Source organism: Sorangium sp. So ce375, assembly GCF_051473855.1.
In the GTDB taxonomy this organism is placed as follows: Bacteria; Myxococcota_A; Polyangia; order Polyangiales; family Polyangiaceae; genus Sorangium.
Genome location: NZ_CP150335.1, coordinates 5,104,760 through 5,120,134, shown reverse-complemented (window position 1 = coordinate 5,120,134; position 15,375 = coordinate 5,104,760). Strand labels below are relative to the sequence as shown.

11 protein-coding genes are annotated in these 15,375 nt (G+C 75.4%); 5 read left to right on the top strand and 6 right to left on the bottom strand.

Features of this window, described 5'->3' with window-relative positions; translation table 11 throughout:
• Positions 1-92 precede the first annotated feature (92 nt).
• On the top strand, positions 93-3,287 hold the full coding sequence (locus WME90_RS18940; RefSeq protein ID WP_437282559.1) for a response regulator: 3,195 nt from the start codon (positions 93-95) through the stop codon (positions 3,285-3,287).
• A 15-nt stretch (positions 3,288-3,302) separates the two neighbouring features.
• Here the strand turns inward: WME90_RS18940 and WME90_RS18935 are convergent, their stop codons facing one another.
• From WME90_RS18935 to WME90_RS18925, 3 genes are read right to left on the bottom strand one after another with little or no spacing between them, the layout of a single operon-like run.
• Complete coding sequence (locus WME90_RS18935; RefSeq protein WP_437282558.1) at positions 3,303-4,358, bottom strand: ABC transporter permease; 1,056 nt, start codon at positions 4,356-4,358, stop codon at positions 3,303-3,305.
• Between the two features lie 53 nt (positions 4,359-4,411).
• On the bottom strand, positions 4,412-7,099 hold the full coding sequence (locus WME90_RS18930; protein WP_437282557.1) for an ABC transporter substrate-binding protein: 2,688 nt from the start codon (positions 7,097-7,099) through the stop codon (positions 4,412-4,414).
• A 2-nt stretch (positions 7,100-7,101) separates the two neighbouring features.
• Positions 7,102-7,893, bottom strand: a complete 792-nt coding sequence (locus tag WME90_RS18925; RefSeq protein WP_437282556.1) for an alpha/beta fold hydrolase — start codon at positions 7,891-7,893, stop codon at positions 7,102-7,104.
• A gap of 476 nt (positions 7,894-8,369) precedes the next feature.
• On the opposite strand from WME90_RS18925, the gene WME90_RS18920 reads away from it, so the two are divergent.
• Complete coding sequence (locus WME90_RS18920; RefSeq protein ID WP_437282555.1) at positions 8,370-8,867, top strand: MerR family transcriptional regulator; 498 nt, start codon at positions 8,370-8,372, stop codon at positions 8,865-8,867.
• Between the two features lie 243 nt (positions 8,868-9,110).
• A complete protein-coding gene (locus WME90_RS18915) occupies positions 9,111-9,893 on the top strand; it encodes a sigma factor-like helix-turn-helix DNA-binding protein (RefSeq protein WP_437282554.1) in 783 nt (260 codons plus the stop codon).
• On the opposite strand, the gene WME90_RS18910 is transcribed toward WME90_RS18915, so the two are convergent.
• Genes WME90_RS18910 through WME90_RS18900 form a run of 3 tightly spaced genes read right to left on the bottom strand, consistent with a single transcriptional unit; the run spans position 9,894 to position 13,957 of the window.
• Positions 9,894-12,395: a hypothetical protein gene (locus WME90_RS18910; protein WP_437282553.1), complete on the bottom strand. Its 2,502-nt coding sequence runs from the start codon at positions 12,393-12,395 to the stop codon at positions 9,894-9,896.
• Complete coding sequence (locus WME90_RS18905) at positions 12,383-13,255, bottom strand: hypothetical protein (protein ID WP_437282552.1); 873 nt, start codon at positions 13,253-13,255, stop codon at positions 12,383-12,385. The genes WME90_RS18910 and WME90_RS18905 overlap by 13 nt, the downstream gene beginning before the upstream one ends.
• Positions 13,256-13,315: 60 nt before the next feature.
• A complete protein-coding gene (locus WME90_RS18900; protein ID WP_437282551.1) occupies positions 13,316-13,957 on the bottom strand; it encodes an RNA polymerase sigma factor in 642 nt (213 codons plus the stop codon).
• Between the two features lie 307 nt (positions 13,958-14,264).
• Between WME90_RS18900 and WME90_RS18895 the strand changes: the two genes are divergently transcribed.
• Both WME90_RS18895 and WME90_RS18890 read left to right on the top strand, forming a co-directional pair.
• Positions 14,265-14,810: a hypothetical protein gene (locus tag WME90_RS18895; protein ID WP_437282550.1), complete on the top strand. Its 546-nt coding sequence runs from the start codon at positions 14,265-14,267 to the stop codon at positions 14,808-14,810.
• A 32-nt stretch (positions 14,811-14,842) separates the two neighbouring features.
• The gene (locus WME90_RS18890; RefSeq protein WP_437282549.1) at positions 14,843-15,370 is read left to right on the top strand and encodes a septal ring lytic transglycosylase RlpA family protein; all 528 of its coding nucleotides are present in this window, start codon (positions 14,843-14,845) and stop codon (positions 15,368-15,370) included.
• Positions 15,371-15,375 lie beyond the last annotated feature (5 nt).

The following is a 15,375-nucleotide window of genomic DNA, read 5'->3' as shown; positions in this document are numbered from 1 at the left end:
GACAAGCGATCGACGGCAGCGGCGACGCTCAGGGCGGAGCGCTTGACAGCGTCCGTTCGGGCTCGCCATCCTTCGCGAGGCGGAAACCTCTAGTGGCCAAGCAACAGCTCCTCCTGGTCGACGCGGATCCGCGCAGCGTTCGGGTCCTCGAGGTCAGCCTGAAAAAGGCCGGTTACAGCGTCACCACCGCGAAGGACGGAGCGGACGCTCTCGCGAAGCTGGAGGTCTCCACGCCGGACCTTGTCCTCAGCGACACGCGCCTGCCCAACGTGGACGGCTATGCCCTCGTCCGCAAGATGAAGGAGCACTCCGACTGGGCCGCCATCCCGGTCGTCTTCCTCACGAGCCAGCGGTCGATCGAGGACAAGATCCGCGGGCTGGAGCTCGGCGTCGAGGACTACCTGACCAAGCCGATCTTCGTGCGCGAGCTCATCGCGCGCGTGACGCTGCTCCTCGCGCGGCGGACGCGCGAGGGGATCACGACGCGCCACTTCTCGACGACCGGGCGGACCAGGTTCTCCGGATCGATCCTCGACATGAACGTCGTGGATCTGCTGCAGACGTTCGAGGTGAGCCGGAAGAGCGGGATCGTCCACCTGTCGAACGCGGACAACGAGGCGCAGGTCTACTTCCGCGAGGGCAAGGTCGTCGACGCGACGCTCGGCCGGCTCTGCGGCGAGGAGGCCGTCTACCGCGCGCTCCTGTGGAACGAGGGGACGTTCGAGGTCGAGTTCTGCAAGGTCGACAACCCCGACGTGATCGAGACGTCGACGCAGGGCCTCCTCATGGAGGGCATGCGCCGGGTCGACGAGTGGGGCCGGCTCCTCGAGGCGCTGCCGTCGCTCGCCACCGTCTTCGAGGTCGACAGCGAGGAGCTCCTGGAGCGGCTGAACGAGATCCCCGACGAGCTGAACGGGATCCTGCGCCTGTTCGACGGCAAGCGGACGCTGATGCAGGTGGTCGACGCGTCCCCGTTCGAGGATCTCTCGACGCTCTCGACCATCTCGAAGCTCTACTTCGAGGGGCTTTTGGTGCCCGCCGCCGCGCTCCCGCCCGACGACGTGGTGCCGAGCGAGCCGGAGGCGGCGTTCCCCGACGAGTTCTCGCCGCTCTCGTCGCCCCTGAGCGCGCGGCGCTCCAACTACCCCGAGGGCGTCGCGGGGAACGCCGGCTCGGACGATCTCGAAGACGCCGCGGTGGTCCCGGCGCCGCTCTCGAACCGGGTTTCTCCCGCGGTGCTCCCGCGCTCCCGGCCCGGGCACGAGCTGCACTTGCCGGCGGGGGACTCCGACGCGGAGGCCCCCGGCCGCCCCGTGACGACCCGCAGCGCGATGCACGGGGCAGGGGCCGTCGGCCGGGCGGCCAGCGCGAGCGCCGCGGTTGCGCGCTTCGCGCCGGAGGGGGCGCGCGCGCCGTCGGAGCCGCCGCGCAGCGCCGTGGCGGCGGCGACGGCGCGCTCCGGTGCGGCGGGGGGCCGAGCGCCGTCGGAGCCGCCGCGGAGCGCCGTGGCGGCCGCGGTGGCGCGCTCCGGCGCGGCAGGGGGCCGAGCGCCGTCGGAGCCGCCGCGGAGCGTCGGGGGGCACGCTGGCGTGGCAGGAGGCCGAGCGCCGTCGGAGCCGCCGCGGGGCGCCGGGTCGCACGCCGGCGTGGCAGGAGGCCGAGCGCCGTCGGAGCCGCCGCGGGGCGCCGGGGCGCACGCCGGCGTGGCAGGAGGCCGAGCGCCGTCGGAGCCGCCGCGGGGCGCCGGGTCGCACGCCGGCGTGGCAGGAGGCCGAGCGCCGTCGGAGCCGCCGCGGGGCGCCATGCCAGGTGCCGAGGCCGTCAGGGCTGCGCGGTCGCGCGCGGAGATCGAGCTCGAGAAGGACACCACGCTCGCCAGCAGCGACGAGGCCCCGCTCACGCGGCCGCTCGTGACGCCGCGCAGCTTCGCGCAGAAGCAGCGCTCCACGAGGAGCGACAGGCCCGCGGCCGCGGTCGCACCCGCCGAGCAGCGCCTTCGCTCGACGCCCCCCGAGGCGCCCACGGCTGCGCCTGCCGCGCCTGCGGCTGCGCCTGCTGCGCCTGCCGCGCCTGCCGCGCCTGCGGCGGCGCCCCCCGCGCCTGCTGCGCCTCCCGAGCCCGCGGCGGGCGTCGCGAAGCCTGCCGGCGGCGCCGCGCAGCCCGCCGGCGAGGAGCGCGCCGCGCTGCCGTCGACGAGCCCCACGCTGCGGCCTCGCCCGCCGAGCGACGCGCCGCCGGCCGTCGCCGTCCCGCGCGGGGCGCAGGCGCCGCAGCCCGTCGAAGCGAAGGCCGATGAGGCGCGCACGATCGAGTCCACCGCGCCGCAGCCGGGCGTCACGCCGGCGGCGAGCCTCGCGGCGGCGCCGGACGACGCGCCCCCGGGCGACGCCGGGCCGATCAGCGAGAGCGAGCGCTCCTTCTTCGGCGCCGACGCGGGCGCGCTGGGGCGGATGGCGGCCCAGCAGCATCCCTCGGCCGAGGACCCCGATACGACCGCGGGCGCGGTCGAGGCCACGCTCTCGGGGCCCCGTCAGGAGGAGCGCCGGGCCCGCATCACGCGGATCGTCGCCGGCCTGGTCACGGCGATCGCGCTCGGGGCCGGCGGCGTGTGGCTGGTCGGCCGGACGGGGCACCCCGTGCCCCCGGTGCCGGTCAGTGCGCCATCGCCGGAATCGCCGGAGGAGGCGCCCGGGGGGGATCGCTCCGCCGCCGCGACCGCAGCGGCTCCGGCCTCGTCGGAGCCGGAAGCAGAGCCGACCGCCGCTCCCGCGGCGGCGCTCTCCACGGCAAGCCCGGCCGACACCGTGGCGGGCCAGCCGGCCGCGCCAGCCGCCGCGAGCGCGCGGGCCAGACCAGCCGCGGCGAGCCCCGCGGCGTCGGCCGGAGCGCCTTCCGATCAAGGCCTGCCTGCGCCGGCCACCACCGCCGCGCCGGCGAGCCCCGCGGCGACCCCGGGCCACGCCGCCGCGCCGGCGCAGCCGGAGCGCTCGGCGACGGCGCCTGCGCATGCGCCTGCGTCCGCGCCCGCCGCGCCGGACGAGGAGGGCGTGCCCCTCTCGGCGCGCGTGATGCGCGCCCTGGAATCGGGGCAGACCGGCAAGGCGGTGCAGCTCGCGCAGCAGCTCACGGCCGCCTCCCCGGGCAGCGCCGCCTCATGGCACCTGCGCGGCGCCGCGGAGCAGGCGGCCGGGCGCGGCGGGCGCGCGTCGTTCCGCAAGTGCGCCGAGCTCTCCTCACCCGACTCGTCGCTCGGCGCCGAGTGCCGCGCGCTCGCCGGCATGCAGTGAGCGCGCGGCCCGCGCTCAGCGCGACCGCGATCGGAGCCGGGGATCGAGGGCCAGGGCCGCGAGATCGAGCGCCACGGTCGCGAGCACGATGGCGGCCGCGGAGAAGAGGACCGTGCCGACGATGAGCGGGCCGTCCCGGTTCTGGAGCGCCTCGACCGCCATGCTCCCGACGCCGGGCCAGCGGAAGAGCTTCTCCGTGACGATCGCGCCGCCCGCCAGCGCACCGAAATCGAGCGCGGCGAGCGTCGCGAGCGGCAGGAGCGCGTTGCGGAGCGCGTGGACGACGAGCGCGCGCAGGCGAGAGGCGCCCTTGGCCCGCGCGGTGCGGATGAAGTCCTGGCGGAGCAGCGTCCGGAGCTCCTCGCGGACGATGCGCGCGTAGAGGGCGCTGCCGAACACGCCGAGCGTCAGCGCCGGCAGGACGAGGGAGCGCAGGTGATCGGCCGCCGTGGTGCCGTACCCGTCGTAGGGCAGGAGCCGGAGCTTGTAGGCGAGCACGTACTGGAGGGCGGGGCCGATCACGAAGGTCGGCGCGCTGGCGCCGAGCAGGGTGGCGCCGAGCGCCGCGTCCTCCCAGGCCGTCCCGCGGCGGACCGCCGCGACGATCCCGAGCGAGAGGCCGAGCAGGAGCTGCACAAGCAGCGCGGCCAGCGCGAGCTCGACGGATCGCGGCACCTTCGCCTCGAGAAGGTCCACGACCGGCTTGCGGTAGTGGAAGCTGTACCCGAGATCGACGTGCAGGCCGAGCGGCCCCGCCGCGCAGCTGCGGTGCTCCGGGTCGGCGCGCGCGCCCGCGTGGGGGGAAGGGGCCGCGCCGTCGCCGCCCCGCGCGGGGCCGAGGTGGACGAGCCGCCCGACGAACCGCGCGAACTGCACGGGGACCGGGCGATCCAGCGCGTGGAGGGCCCGCACGCGCTCGAGGTCCGCCGCCGAGGCCTGCGGCCCGACGAGCATCCGCGCCGCGTCTCCTGGCAAGAGGTACGCTATCCCGAAGGAGACGGCGGTGACGCCGGCGATGAGGATCGCGGCCCAGCCGAGGCGCCGGAGCAGGCGCGCGAGCGCGGAGACCACCGCGGCGGCTCGGCCCGGGCGGGGCGTGGAGGCAGGGCGCGCGCGTGGGGTGCTCATCTCGGGAGGGCCGAGCGCGCGAGCAGCGCGCGGAGCGGCGTCGCGGATCGTGACGCGGCCCCGCGCGGCCCGCCGCCGGCGGCGGGCTGCGCGGACGGGTCGAGCCAGATCTCGTGGGCGTGGGACGTGAGCGTCGCGGTGCCCTCGTGGCCGCGCACGTACGGGTGCCAGAGCTCGAGCTGCCGCGCGGTGTACGTGGGCACCCAGGGCGCGAGATCGCGGACGATGCGCTCGGCGCGGTCGTAGAGCGCGAGGCGCCGCGCGCGATCCTGCTCGGCGTGGGCGGCGTCGAGCGTGCGGTCGAGCTCCTCGTCGCTGAAGAAGGCGTAGTTCTGCGAGCCCTCGTCGCTGATCGCGCGCGTGGAGAGCGTCGGCTCGAAGACGCTCGCCGGGTCGGGGAAATCGGCCTGCCATCCGACCCAGCCCATGGGGATGGCGCGGCGGCGCGAGGCCTCGGCGAGGTACGTCGCCCAGCTGACGAGCCGCAGCCGGACGCGGAGGCCGATCCTGGCGAGCTGCTGCTGGACGATCTCGCCGATCGACTGCTCCAGGGTGTCCGGCACCGCGATGTACTCGATGACGCCCGGGTAGCCGCCCCTCCCGGTCGCCGGGTCGTACGGGTAGCCGGCCGCGGCCATCTGCGCGAGGGCGCGCGGGAGGTCGTGCCGCCGCATCGGCGCGTCGCGCGGGGGGCCCGGCATCGACGGCGGCAGCACCCGGTCGAGGGCGAGCAGATCCGGGCGCACCTTCTCCAGCACGGAGGGGTCGAGCGCGAAGGCGACCGCGCGCCGGACCGCGAGCTTGTCGAACGGCGCGAGCTCCGTGTTGAGGAAGACGGCGTTGGTCCTGTTCCGGGTCACCCAGCGCCTGTGCCCCTCCCACGCTGGGGCGGCGCGGTAGGCCGCCGTGTCGATCGCGGTCAGCTCGCGCAGGGTGTCGAGCTCGCCCTCCTCGAACTTGTAGCGCTGGGTCGTCGCTCGTACGCCGGTCTGCCACTCGATGGCGTCGAGGTACGGCAGGCCCGGGCGGAAGTACCCCTCGTGGCGGGTGAGCCCGATGCCGCCGTCCTGATCCCACCGCGCGACGCGGAACGGGCCCGCGCCGCACGGCGGCGGGGGGCTCGCCGCGTCGACCGCCGCCCCGGACGAGGGGCACACCGGCGCCATGAACGCGAGCGTCATGCGGGGGAGGAACGTCGCGTCGGGCGCGCTCAGATCGATCGCGACGGCGTGGTCGCCGAGCACCCGCACGCCGGCGAGGTGCGGCGCCTCGCCCGCGTGGTACTCCGCGAAGCCCTCGATCATGTCGTACTGGCTCGCGCCGGGGCTCGGCGTCTTCGGGTGGAGCGTCCGCTCGATCGAGCGCTTCACGTCGGCGGCGCGCAGCTCCGCGCCGTCGTGGAACCGCACGCCCTCGCGCAGCGTGAAGACGAACGTCCGCCCGCCGCGCTCGACAGCGACCGCGCGCGCCAGATCGGGCGTGAGGCGGCCGTCCTTGTCCCACGTGACGAGGCGGGCGAAGACGAGGTCCGCGACGGCGCTCGAGAGCTCGTCGTAGGAGATCGCCGGATCGAGCGCGCGCACGTTGACCGTGGTCGCGAGGCGCAGCGTCCCGCCGCGCACGGGCGCGCTCGTGGACGCCGGCTCGCCGCCGAGGGGCGGGCGCACGCCGCGCGCCGAGCCGCCCGAGAGCAGGAGCAGCGCCGCGCCCGCGACGAGCAGATCCACCGGCAGGCGCCGGCCGCGCGGGAGCTCGGCGCCGGCCGGATCGAGCGCGTCGCGGAGGCCCTCGCTCGCGCGGTGGAAGCCGAGCACGGCGAGCATGATGGCGAAGCCCGGCGCGGCGACAAGGAGCGGCCTTACCCCGAGGTACGGCTCGGCCTCGTGCAGCATGCGGCCCCAGGTCGCGGTCGGCGGCTGCACGCCGACGCCCAGGTAGCCGAGGGCGGCCTCGGCGAGGATCATCTGCGCCGCGCTGATCGTCGCGAGCGCGAGCAGCGTCCCGCCGACGTTGGGCAGGACGTGCCGCCGGACGACGTGCAGCGGCCCTGCGCCGAGCGCGCGCGCGGAGGCCACGAAATCGCGCTGCGCGAGCTCCACCGTCTTGGCGCGGACGACCCGCGCCGCCCCCGTCCACCCCGTGAGGCCGAGCACGAGAAGGATCGTCCCCACGTCCGCGCGCCCCACGGCGACGCCGATCGCGGTCACGAACAGGAGGTAGGGCAGGGCGAGGATCACGTCGACGAGCCGCATGAGCGCGCTGTCGAGCGCGCCCGCCCGCGTGCCGGCGGCCATGCCGGCCGTGACGCCGACGAGCGCGCCGAGCCCCGTGGCGAGGGCCGTCGACGAGAGCGCGATGGCGAGCGAGAGCCGCGCGCCGTGCGCGAGGCGCGCGAGGAGGTCGCGGAAGAGCGGGTCCGTCCCGAGCCAGTGGGCGGCCGACGGTCCGGGCGGCGCGCCGGAGGCGTCGCGGGCCAGCGTGAAGTCGCTCGCGTTCGGGTCGTGGGCGATGACCACCGGCCCCGCCGCGGCGAACACAAGGAGCAGCGCGACGATCCCGAGGCCGAGCAGCGCCGAGCGGTCCTCAAGGAAGCGCCGCGCCGCGTCCTCGCCGAGGACGGCGCGGCCCGCGCGCCCGGCCGCTCGCGCCGCGCCGCGCGCGAGCCGGGCCCAGCGCGCCGTCACGATCACCGCTTCCCTTCGAGGAACTGCGTCGCGAGCGCGACGAACTCCTCCGGCCGCTCCTCGTGGGGCGAGTGCCCCGCGTCCATGATCTCCAGCATCGCGCCGGAGATCTCGCGGGCGAGCCGCTGCGCGCTCGCGGCCGGGAAGATGCGATCGTCGCGCCCCCACACGACGAGGGTCGGCGCCGTGATCCGGGTGAGGCGCGCGACGACGGGGCGCGCGTCGAGCACCGCGCGCATCACCGCGTGGGCGCTCTCGCGCGCCGAGGGCGCGTTGAAGAGGTCGTAGTGCCGGTCGATGCGCGACAGCGGCACGGCGGCGTCCGCCCGGAACACGTCGTCGCGGAAGTACGACCGGAACGTGCCCCGGCCGTGGAGCTGCTTGAAGACGATGCCGCCCACGACCGGGAGGAGCGGGAGCTTCATCTTGAAGCTCATCGGGAACGGGTAACAGAGCGCGTCCTCGAGGACGAGCCGCTGCACGAGCTCCGGGTGTTCCGCCGCCAGCGTGATGGCGACGGCGGCGCCCATCGCGTGGCCGACGAGGTGCGCCCGGCCGACGCCGAAGGCGGCGATGAGGTCGGCCACGGCCTCGGCGAACGTCTCGATGCCGTAAGCGTACCGGGCCGGGCTCGGCTTCTCGCTCTCGCCGAAGCCCGGGAGGTCCGGGGCGATGACGTGGAACCGCTGGGCCAGCGCGTCGATCACGTCGTCGAACTCCAGGTGGCTGACGAGGAAGCTGTGGATCAGCAGGAGCGCCGGGCCGTTGCCCGCCCCCGCGACCAGGACCCGCATCCTGACCCCCCGGGCGGTGACATCCCTGATGACGCGTTCGACGGGTCGGGGGGCGGCAGGGGAGGCCGCGCCCCGACCCTCGCTGGCGAGGGCCTTGGCCATGGTGGCGGCGAGACTATCAGCCCTTTTGTCTGAAAGGACCGATGTGTGTCAGGGTACGGGGCATGTCGCTCCACGAGCCCAGCTGGGTGTCGGGCACCCCCTTGCTCGCACCCATTGCACCGAGCGTCGCTCTTTTCCCGCCTCGACCCCCGGACCCCGACATGACGAGCGGACCGACGCGTCGCTCCGACGGACGGAAAATGTCCGAGGCATGTCAAGAACCCCGGCAAAGCACCGCGTCTCGCGACAGCCACACAATAATCGTAGTCGCGTCAATTGACTGTATTCCATTCAGTGGAATAGAGTCGCCCGCGTCGGTTGGGTAGGGCCTCCGGCAATCGATGGGAGGACCGGTGCAGAGGATCCCCGAGGAGGTGCTTGATCGCATCGAGCGGGAGCACGCCCAGGGGATCACTTCGAGCGATATCCTCGAGCTGTTCGCGGCTCATGGCATCAAGTTCAGCGAGGCGACGCTCCGGAAGTACGTGCAGCTCGGCTTGCTCCCGCGCAGCGTGCGCGTGGGCCGCAAGGGCAAGCACCAGGGCTCGCAGGGGATGTATCCGGCCACGGTAGTCCGCCAGGTTCAGCGCATCAAAGAGATGATGGCCCAGGACTACACCATCGAAGAGATCCAGCGTGAATTCCTGTTCGTGAGAGGTGATATCGAGGAGCTCGAGCGCACGATGGCCAAGGTCTTCAATGCGCTCAGGGATGCTGCCAAGGAGAGGCGGAGCGAGACGAGCGGCAGGGCGATAGCCCAGGACCTCGCGAGCGCGGAGTCGCTCGCGCGGGAGCTCGTCGCGAAGCTGGCGTTGATAGAAGAGCGCTTGATGGCGCAAGCGCGGCTCACGAAACAGGCGGCCTCCTCGTGAGGGGCCGAATCGCGGGGGCTTCGTCGTCGTGAAGTAACATGGGGCCGCTGGCGCGGCCCCACCTGGGTTTGACGCGATCGACGGGACGGGCATCGGCTCGTTTCGTCGCAATTTTTTCGGGACGGCATCCGGCGTTACGTCGGGCATAAGGAGCGGATCCCTCTGCGCTCGAGCTGGGACTCGGACGTACGGGGAGAGACGCGCGCGCTTGAGAGCGGAGACGCTACCAAACGGAGGCAGCGCATGGCGACGGTGTCTGACAGCGAGCTCGAGATCTTCAGCCTAGACGGTGCGGATGCGGCGGGTGGCGATCGCGACCCAGGGGGCTCGACGGAGCCCGTCGTGGAGGGCGCGCTCGCGCTCCAGGCGGATCCCTCGGAGTCGGGGAACGCGATCACGCGCGAGCAGCGCAGGTCGCGCAGGAAGCGCGAGATCCGGGCGCGGACGATCAGCGTCAAGCGCATGACCAAGCGCGAGCTCGAGATCGGCCGGATGCTCTACCCCGAGACCGATTACTACAAGCCGCGGACCCGCGCCGAGTGCGTCGACGGCCCGAGGCCGTGCCCGTACGTCTCGTGCCAGCACCACCTCTATCTCGACGTGTCCGCCAGGACGGGCGCCATCAAGCTGAATTTCCCGGATCTCGAGGTCTGGGACATGAACGAGACGTGCGCGCTCGACGTCGCGGATCGCGGCGGCACCACGCTCGAGGACGTGGGGGCGATCATGAACCTGACCCGCGAGCGGATTCGCCAGGTCGAGGTGAAGGCGCTCGCGAAGCTCGAGGCGCTGAAGGACATGTCGGCGCTGCGCGATTACGTCGACGAGGGCCCGGTCGGCAAGCGCCGGCTCCCCGTGCTGACCCAGCCGGACGACGACGACGAAGAGGATGAGGTCGAGGTCGACGAGGACGAGGACGAGGCCACGCGCGCGGACGGAGACGCGGAGGACGAGGGCCTCGAGGCGACGAGCGCCGGGCGGGCGGCCGAGATCGAGGACGCCGGAGACTTCGACGGCGGGGAGTGATCAGTCGGGCCGGGCTTCGACGGTCACGATCGCGTCCGCGCCGAGCGCGCCCGAGAGGAAGGCGCGCCACGCGGTCAGCGTGGACTTCGCGACGGCCGCGCGGGAGGGGCGGCCGTTGAACAGGTAGATGAGCCGGCGCCTGGGCTCCGCGAGCGCGTCGCGCTCGCGCCGGGCGAGGTGAGCCTCGGCGCGGCCGAGGTCGGCGTCGGTCACCCGCTGGGCGAGGCCGGCGAGGAGCTCCTTCACGCGGGCCGAGGCCTCGTCGAGCTCGTCGGACGGCGCCCTGATCTCGACGGCGAGCGCCGCAGCGCGGGTCCCGCCGAGGACGCGCGCGCTCGCGCGGGCCGAGAGCGGCCGCTTCGCCGCCGCCGCGCTGGCCGGGCCTGGGGCCGCCGTGCTCGCCGCGGGAGAGAGCACGGCCGCGAGCAGGCCGCCTTCGCCGTTGAGGGCGGCGACGGTGAGCTCCGCGAGCTCGCGCGCCGCGGGCGCGGCCTCGCGCGCCCCGGGGAGCCGCGCGCCGATGACGGCCTGCGAGAGGGCCGCCCCGGCCGGCAGGCGGGCGTCGTGGTGACCGAGCCGGGGCACCACAGCGCCGTCCGGTGAGCCGCACCCGCGCGGGGCGAGGCGCGGCGCGAGCCAGCGCTCGGCGGCCTCCGCCGCGGCGGCCGCCTGGGAAGCGTCGGCGTTCGCGAGGACGGCGATCCGGAGCGGGCCGGTCGCGAGCGCCTGCCAGCGGAGCTGCACGGTCTCGAGCCCGCCGCTCGCCACCCGGTCCCAGACGCCGAACGGCTCGATCCAGGACGGGTGGTCGGGCGCGAGCGCGGAGGCGAAGGCCTCGAGCGCCGCGGCCCGCCCGCCGGAGAGGTGCTCCAGGTGCTGGAGCGCGGCGGCGCGCGCCTGCGTGAGCGCCTCGGGGCCCAGCGTGGTCGCCGCGACCGTGCGCGCGGCGGCGCTCGCGACGCGGCGCCCGAGCTCTGCCGGGGTCTCGCGCTCGTCGCGGAACGGCGCGTGCGCGATGACGCCGACGGCATCCGCCGTGACCCACGGCTCGATCGTGACGTCGAGCTCGCGCCGCCGCGTCTGCACGGCGGCGAGCGCGGCGAGCGCCGTGGCGCCGGCGTCGTACAGCCCCTCCTCCGCGACGCCGCACGGGCTCCCGAGCAGGACCCAAACCTCGCCTTGCCCCCGCTCGACCAGCGCCCGCCGCTCCAGGGCGGGCTGGGCTCCGGGCGCGAGCGCGCGCGCGAGCTCGGCCTCGAAGCGGCGCGCGCCGGCCTCGCCCGGCGCCGCGGGCTTCGGCGGGTCGTCGCTCGGAGGGACGCCGAGCGCCGTCGCCCACCGCTCCGGCGGCGCGCCCGGGGCGCTCCCCGAGAGCGCCCACCAGGAGGCGCGCGCGCCCGCGTCGCGCGGGTCCTGCGCGGTGAGGACCTGCCGCGTGGCGACGGCCGGGCTCGGCGGCGCCGTGAGGCCGCGGCGGATCTCCTGCCGCGCCACGGCGACAGCGAGCGCCGCCGAGGCCTCGACGGCGGGGGCCGCGGGCAGGTCGGCGGCCTCGATGGTGACGCTCACGCAACCGCCGCGCGGGCGGGCGACCCCGAGCACCTCGACCGTGCGGAACGGGGAGGCGAGCGCCGAGAGCCGCGCGCGGAGCGGGGACCCCGGCGCGCCGAGCCGCTCCGCCGCGGCGACCGCCGCCTGGGGGCTCGCGACGCGGGCGGCCACGGTGACGCGGGCGGCCCGTCGCGCGAGCTGGTTCGTCGAGTACACGCTGACCGTGTCCGCCGCCGGCCACGCGTCCGCGGGCGGGCCGCCCGCCGGCCACGCGTCGACGCCCTCCGCCGCGCGGGCCGCCTCCTCGCAGAACGTGGCGGGGCCCACCGCGGCGATCGAGGTGCGCCCGGCGTGCAGCGCCGCGGTCCGCCACGCTTCGAGCTCCCGCGCGCCCGCGGCCGTCGCCAGGTCGACCACGGGCTCGGCGCCAGCGAGGCCCAGCTGGCCGGTGCACGCCGCGATCGGCGAGAGCTCCGGCGCGTCGAGCGGGCTCGAGCGGAGCGCTTGCGTCCGCTCCGCCGCCCTGGCGACCTCCGGGCTGCCGGCCGCGATCGGCTGCGCGAACGCCGCCGAGAGCGCGCGCAGGAACGGCGCGACGCGCGCCGCGTCCCTGACGAGCATCCGCACGCGGAAGGCGCTGCGATCGATGCGCGCGTCCACGTCGAAGCCGGCGGCGAGCAGCCGCGCCTCGACCACGCTGGCGAGCGCCGTCGTCGCGACCGAGCCGAGATCGGTCGCGACGGAGACGACGAGCGCGGGCGCTGGATCGCCGTCGCGAGAGACGAGCGTGAGCCGCGGCCGGGCGTCGAGGTTGCGCACCTCGATGCGCCCGACGCTGCCCTCGGGCGTCGAGGCGAGGGCGTGCCCCGCCGGCGGGCCGCCGGGCGCGGCGCCGCGGCAGGCCGCGAGCAGGACGAGCGGAGAGAGGAGCGCGGGCCTCAGGGAGCGCATGCGTCGTCGGAGGGCAGCTGCGCGTCGTCCAGCCGGAAATCGGCCGGGCATCGCGGGGCGATCTTGAAGCCGTAGAAGTAGGTGAGCACGCCGGTGACGGACCGGAAGGCCGCGCCGTTCGCGAGGGGCGGCCCCTCGCGCTCGAGATCGTAGAGCTCGTTCGAGATGCTCGGCACGTCGGCGGGGGGCACGCCGGCCCCGACGTCGATCGACGCCGTGTAGCGGCCGCCGCGGCTCGACGGGTCGCCGGCGATCCTGACGCCCTCGACCCGCACGAGCATGCCGATGTACGGGCGCGCCGACGCGTAGCCTCTCAGCTCGTCGAGCGGCACGTGGATCGGGACGGCGGGGCGGTCCTCGAAGCGGAAGCTCATGGTCCCGCCCATCTGGGGCAGGGTGCGGCATCCGCCGAAGCGGCCCGCGGAGGGGCCGAGGAACTCGGTCAGCTCGCCCAGCACGTCGACAACGTCGCCGGGGATGAGCCGCAGCTCCGGCGGGCTGAAGGCGGGCTGGAAGACCGTCATCCCCGAGTAGGCGACCGGCTCGGCTGCGCTGTCTTGCATGTAGTGGTTGCCGCGCGCGCCCTCGCCCGTCTCGTCGAAGCTGTCGATGGCGACGAGCGTGGCGCCGGTGACGCGGGCGCGGCGGGCGCGCGGCGCGGCGCAGCGCAGGCTCTCCTCGTCGCCCGCGTCGAGCCACCCGGCGTCGCCGACGATCTCGGCGATGCGAGCGCCGCCGCCGCGCTCGTCGGCGAGGGGGATCGCGGAGGCGTCTCCGTTGCCGCCGCCGCACGCGCCGAGCAGCGGGGCGGCGGCCGCGACGACGGAGAGCGCGGAGGAGGTGCGGGGCGGGCGAGCCATCCACTCCGGCTCATACCACAGGGCCGCCGGCCGCCGAGCCCCCTTCGGGGGAGGGGACCGTCACGCCGCGAGGCTGACGCTCGACAGCATCGTCTCGAGGCGGCTCTGGATCTTGTGACGCTTCGAGTACACCGTCTTCACGCTGATCCCCATCCGCTCGGCGATCTGCTCCGGGGGCAGGCCCTCGCCGAAGTAGAGCGCGACGAACTCGCGGTCCTTGTCGGAGAAGCCGTGGAGCACGCTCCCCACGAGCGCGGCGCGCTCGCGGCGCTCGGCCTGCTCCTGCGGCGAGGGGCGCTCGCAGGGCAGCTCGACCGCCGCGTCGTCGATCGGGGCGCAGCGCGGCGCGCGCCTCCTCGAGCGCAGGTGGTCGTACGCGCAGCGGACGGCGAGCGTGCCGATCCAGGAGCTCAGCCGCGTGCCGCGGCTCGCGTCGAAGCTCCGCAGCTTGCGCATGTCGTTCGAGAGCAGCTGCACGAGCAGCGTCGCGTGGATGTCGCGGATGTCGTCCTGCGCGACCACGGCGGAGAAGCGGGTGATCACGCCGCTGATGCAGCGGTGGACGAGCCGATCGTAGCGGGCGTGGAAGGCGCGCCAGGCGCGCTCGTCCCCCGCGATCATCGCCTCCACAAGCACGCCTTCGACGATCTCGCCGAGGTCTTCCGAGCGTCCCTTGTCACAGAGAAGCAAGTCGTTGGGCATGCGTGGCGCCTGTGCACCCGACGTGCCAGGGAGGAGCGATGCGCAGCGGCCTCGCCCGGCGGGGGCCGTGATCGCGCGATGTGCCGCAGAGCGCAGGCGTGAACCGCGATCTCGGGCGCCGTGGATCCCGGGAGGTGAGCGCGCGTCGCAGCGGTCGTCACAGCGGCGGCGGGGGCGTCGTGGACCTGCGCGCGCCCGAGGCGCTGTTAACGCGGGTTCACGTGCCGTGCGCCGGGCGCGGCGCCGTTCCGACGACCCCTGGCGCATCGGCTCGGCGCGCGGGCCTGTTTCGGGTTATGGACGGATCGTGCTCTCTGGTCGTGCCCTGGCCCTCGCGGTCCTCGCGTGGTCGCTCCTCAAGGTCGCGGTGCGCCGTCTCTTCGACGGCCCGAGCGGACTTGCGCTCTTCCACGAGAACTACGACGCCGATCGCCTGCCGCCGCTCTCGCCGGCCGAGCGCGCGGCCCTTCCCCGCTTCTCGCGCTGCATCGCGTGCGGGCGCTGCGACCTCGGGGAAGCCGAGCGCATCGCGGCGTCCAGGGGGGCCTACCCCGGCCTCATGACGGTGGTGCTCGCGTCGTCGCGGAGCATGCCGGACTTCGACGCCGCGGCGCTCGCGCTCGCGCACGTGCCGGAGGAGGTGCTCGCCGCGAAGGAGCGGATCTGCCCGACCGGCGTGCCGTTCCGCGAGCTGGCCGGGTTCGTTCGGTCCAAGGCCACGGCCCAGGCGGCGCCGCCCTCGGACGGGGCAGGGAGCGGAGAGCCCGCCGCCCTCCTGGTCGCCGCGGTGACCCCGCCCGCGGCCGACCTCGACCCTTCGTCGGCCGATCGCGCCGCCCCCGAGGCCACGTGACGACGCCCGGGGGACGCCGTGGCGCGGCGAGGATGCTCGCCTTCCTCCTCCTCTTTTTCACCCCCGCCTGCTCGGCTCACCAGCCCGCGGCGCCCCGCACGGGAGCCGACGCGCCGATCGGGCTCGGCGTCGCGCCGAGCTCGCCGCCGGCGTCCCCGCGGCACCAGGCCGAGGACGACGATCCGGACGACGGCGACAGCATCACCACGCCGACCGCGCCCGCGAGCGCGCGGAGCGCGGCGAAGGGGACAGCGATCCAGCGCGGGCGCGCCACCTACTACGCCGACAAGTTCAACGGCCGCCGCACCGCGAGCGGCGAGCGCTACAACCCGCGCGCGCTCACGGCCGCGCACCGGACGCTGCCCTTCGGCGCCCTGGTCGATGTGGTCCGCCGGGACGGCCGCCGCGTGCGCGTGAGGATCAACGATCGCGGCCCGTTCAAGCGCGGCAGGATCATCGACCTGTCGCGCAGGGCCGCCGAGCGGATCGGGCTCATCGAGGACGGCATCACCCAGGTGACGCTCGAGCTCATCTGGAAGCCGGAGCGGCGGCCGCGCTGACGCGC

Coding starts and splice junctions, on each gene's coding strand:
- WME90_RS18925 (WP_437282556.1), bottom strand. CDS start 7,893: ATGCGGGTCCTGGTCGCGGGGGCGGGCAACGGCCCGGCGCTCCTGCTG.
- WME90_RS18915 (WP_437282554.1), top strand. CDS start 9,111: ATGGCGACGGTGTCTGACAGCGAGCTCGAGATCTTCAGCCTAGACGGT.
- WME90_RS18910 (WP_437282553.1), bottom strand. CDS start 12,395: ATGCGCTCCCTGAGGCCCGCGCTCCTCTCTCCGCTCGTCCTGCTCGCG.
- WME90_RS18905 (WP_437282552.1), bottom strand. CDS start 13,255: ATGGCTCGCCCGCCCCGCACCTCCTCCGCGCTCTCCGTCGTCGCGGCC.
- WME90_RS18900 (WP_437282551.1), bottom strand. CDS start 13,957: ATGCCCAACGACTTGCTTCTCTGTGACAAGGGACGCTCGGAAGACCTC.
- WME90_RS18890 (WP_437282549.1), top strand. CDS start 14,843: ATGCTCGCCTTCCTCCTCCTCTTTTTCACCCCCGCCTGCTCGGCTCAC.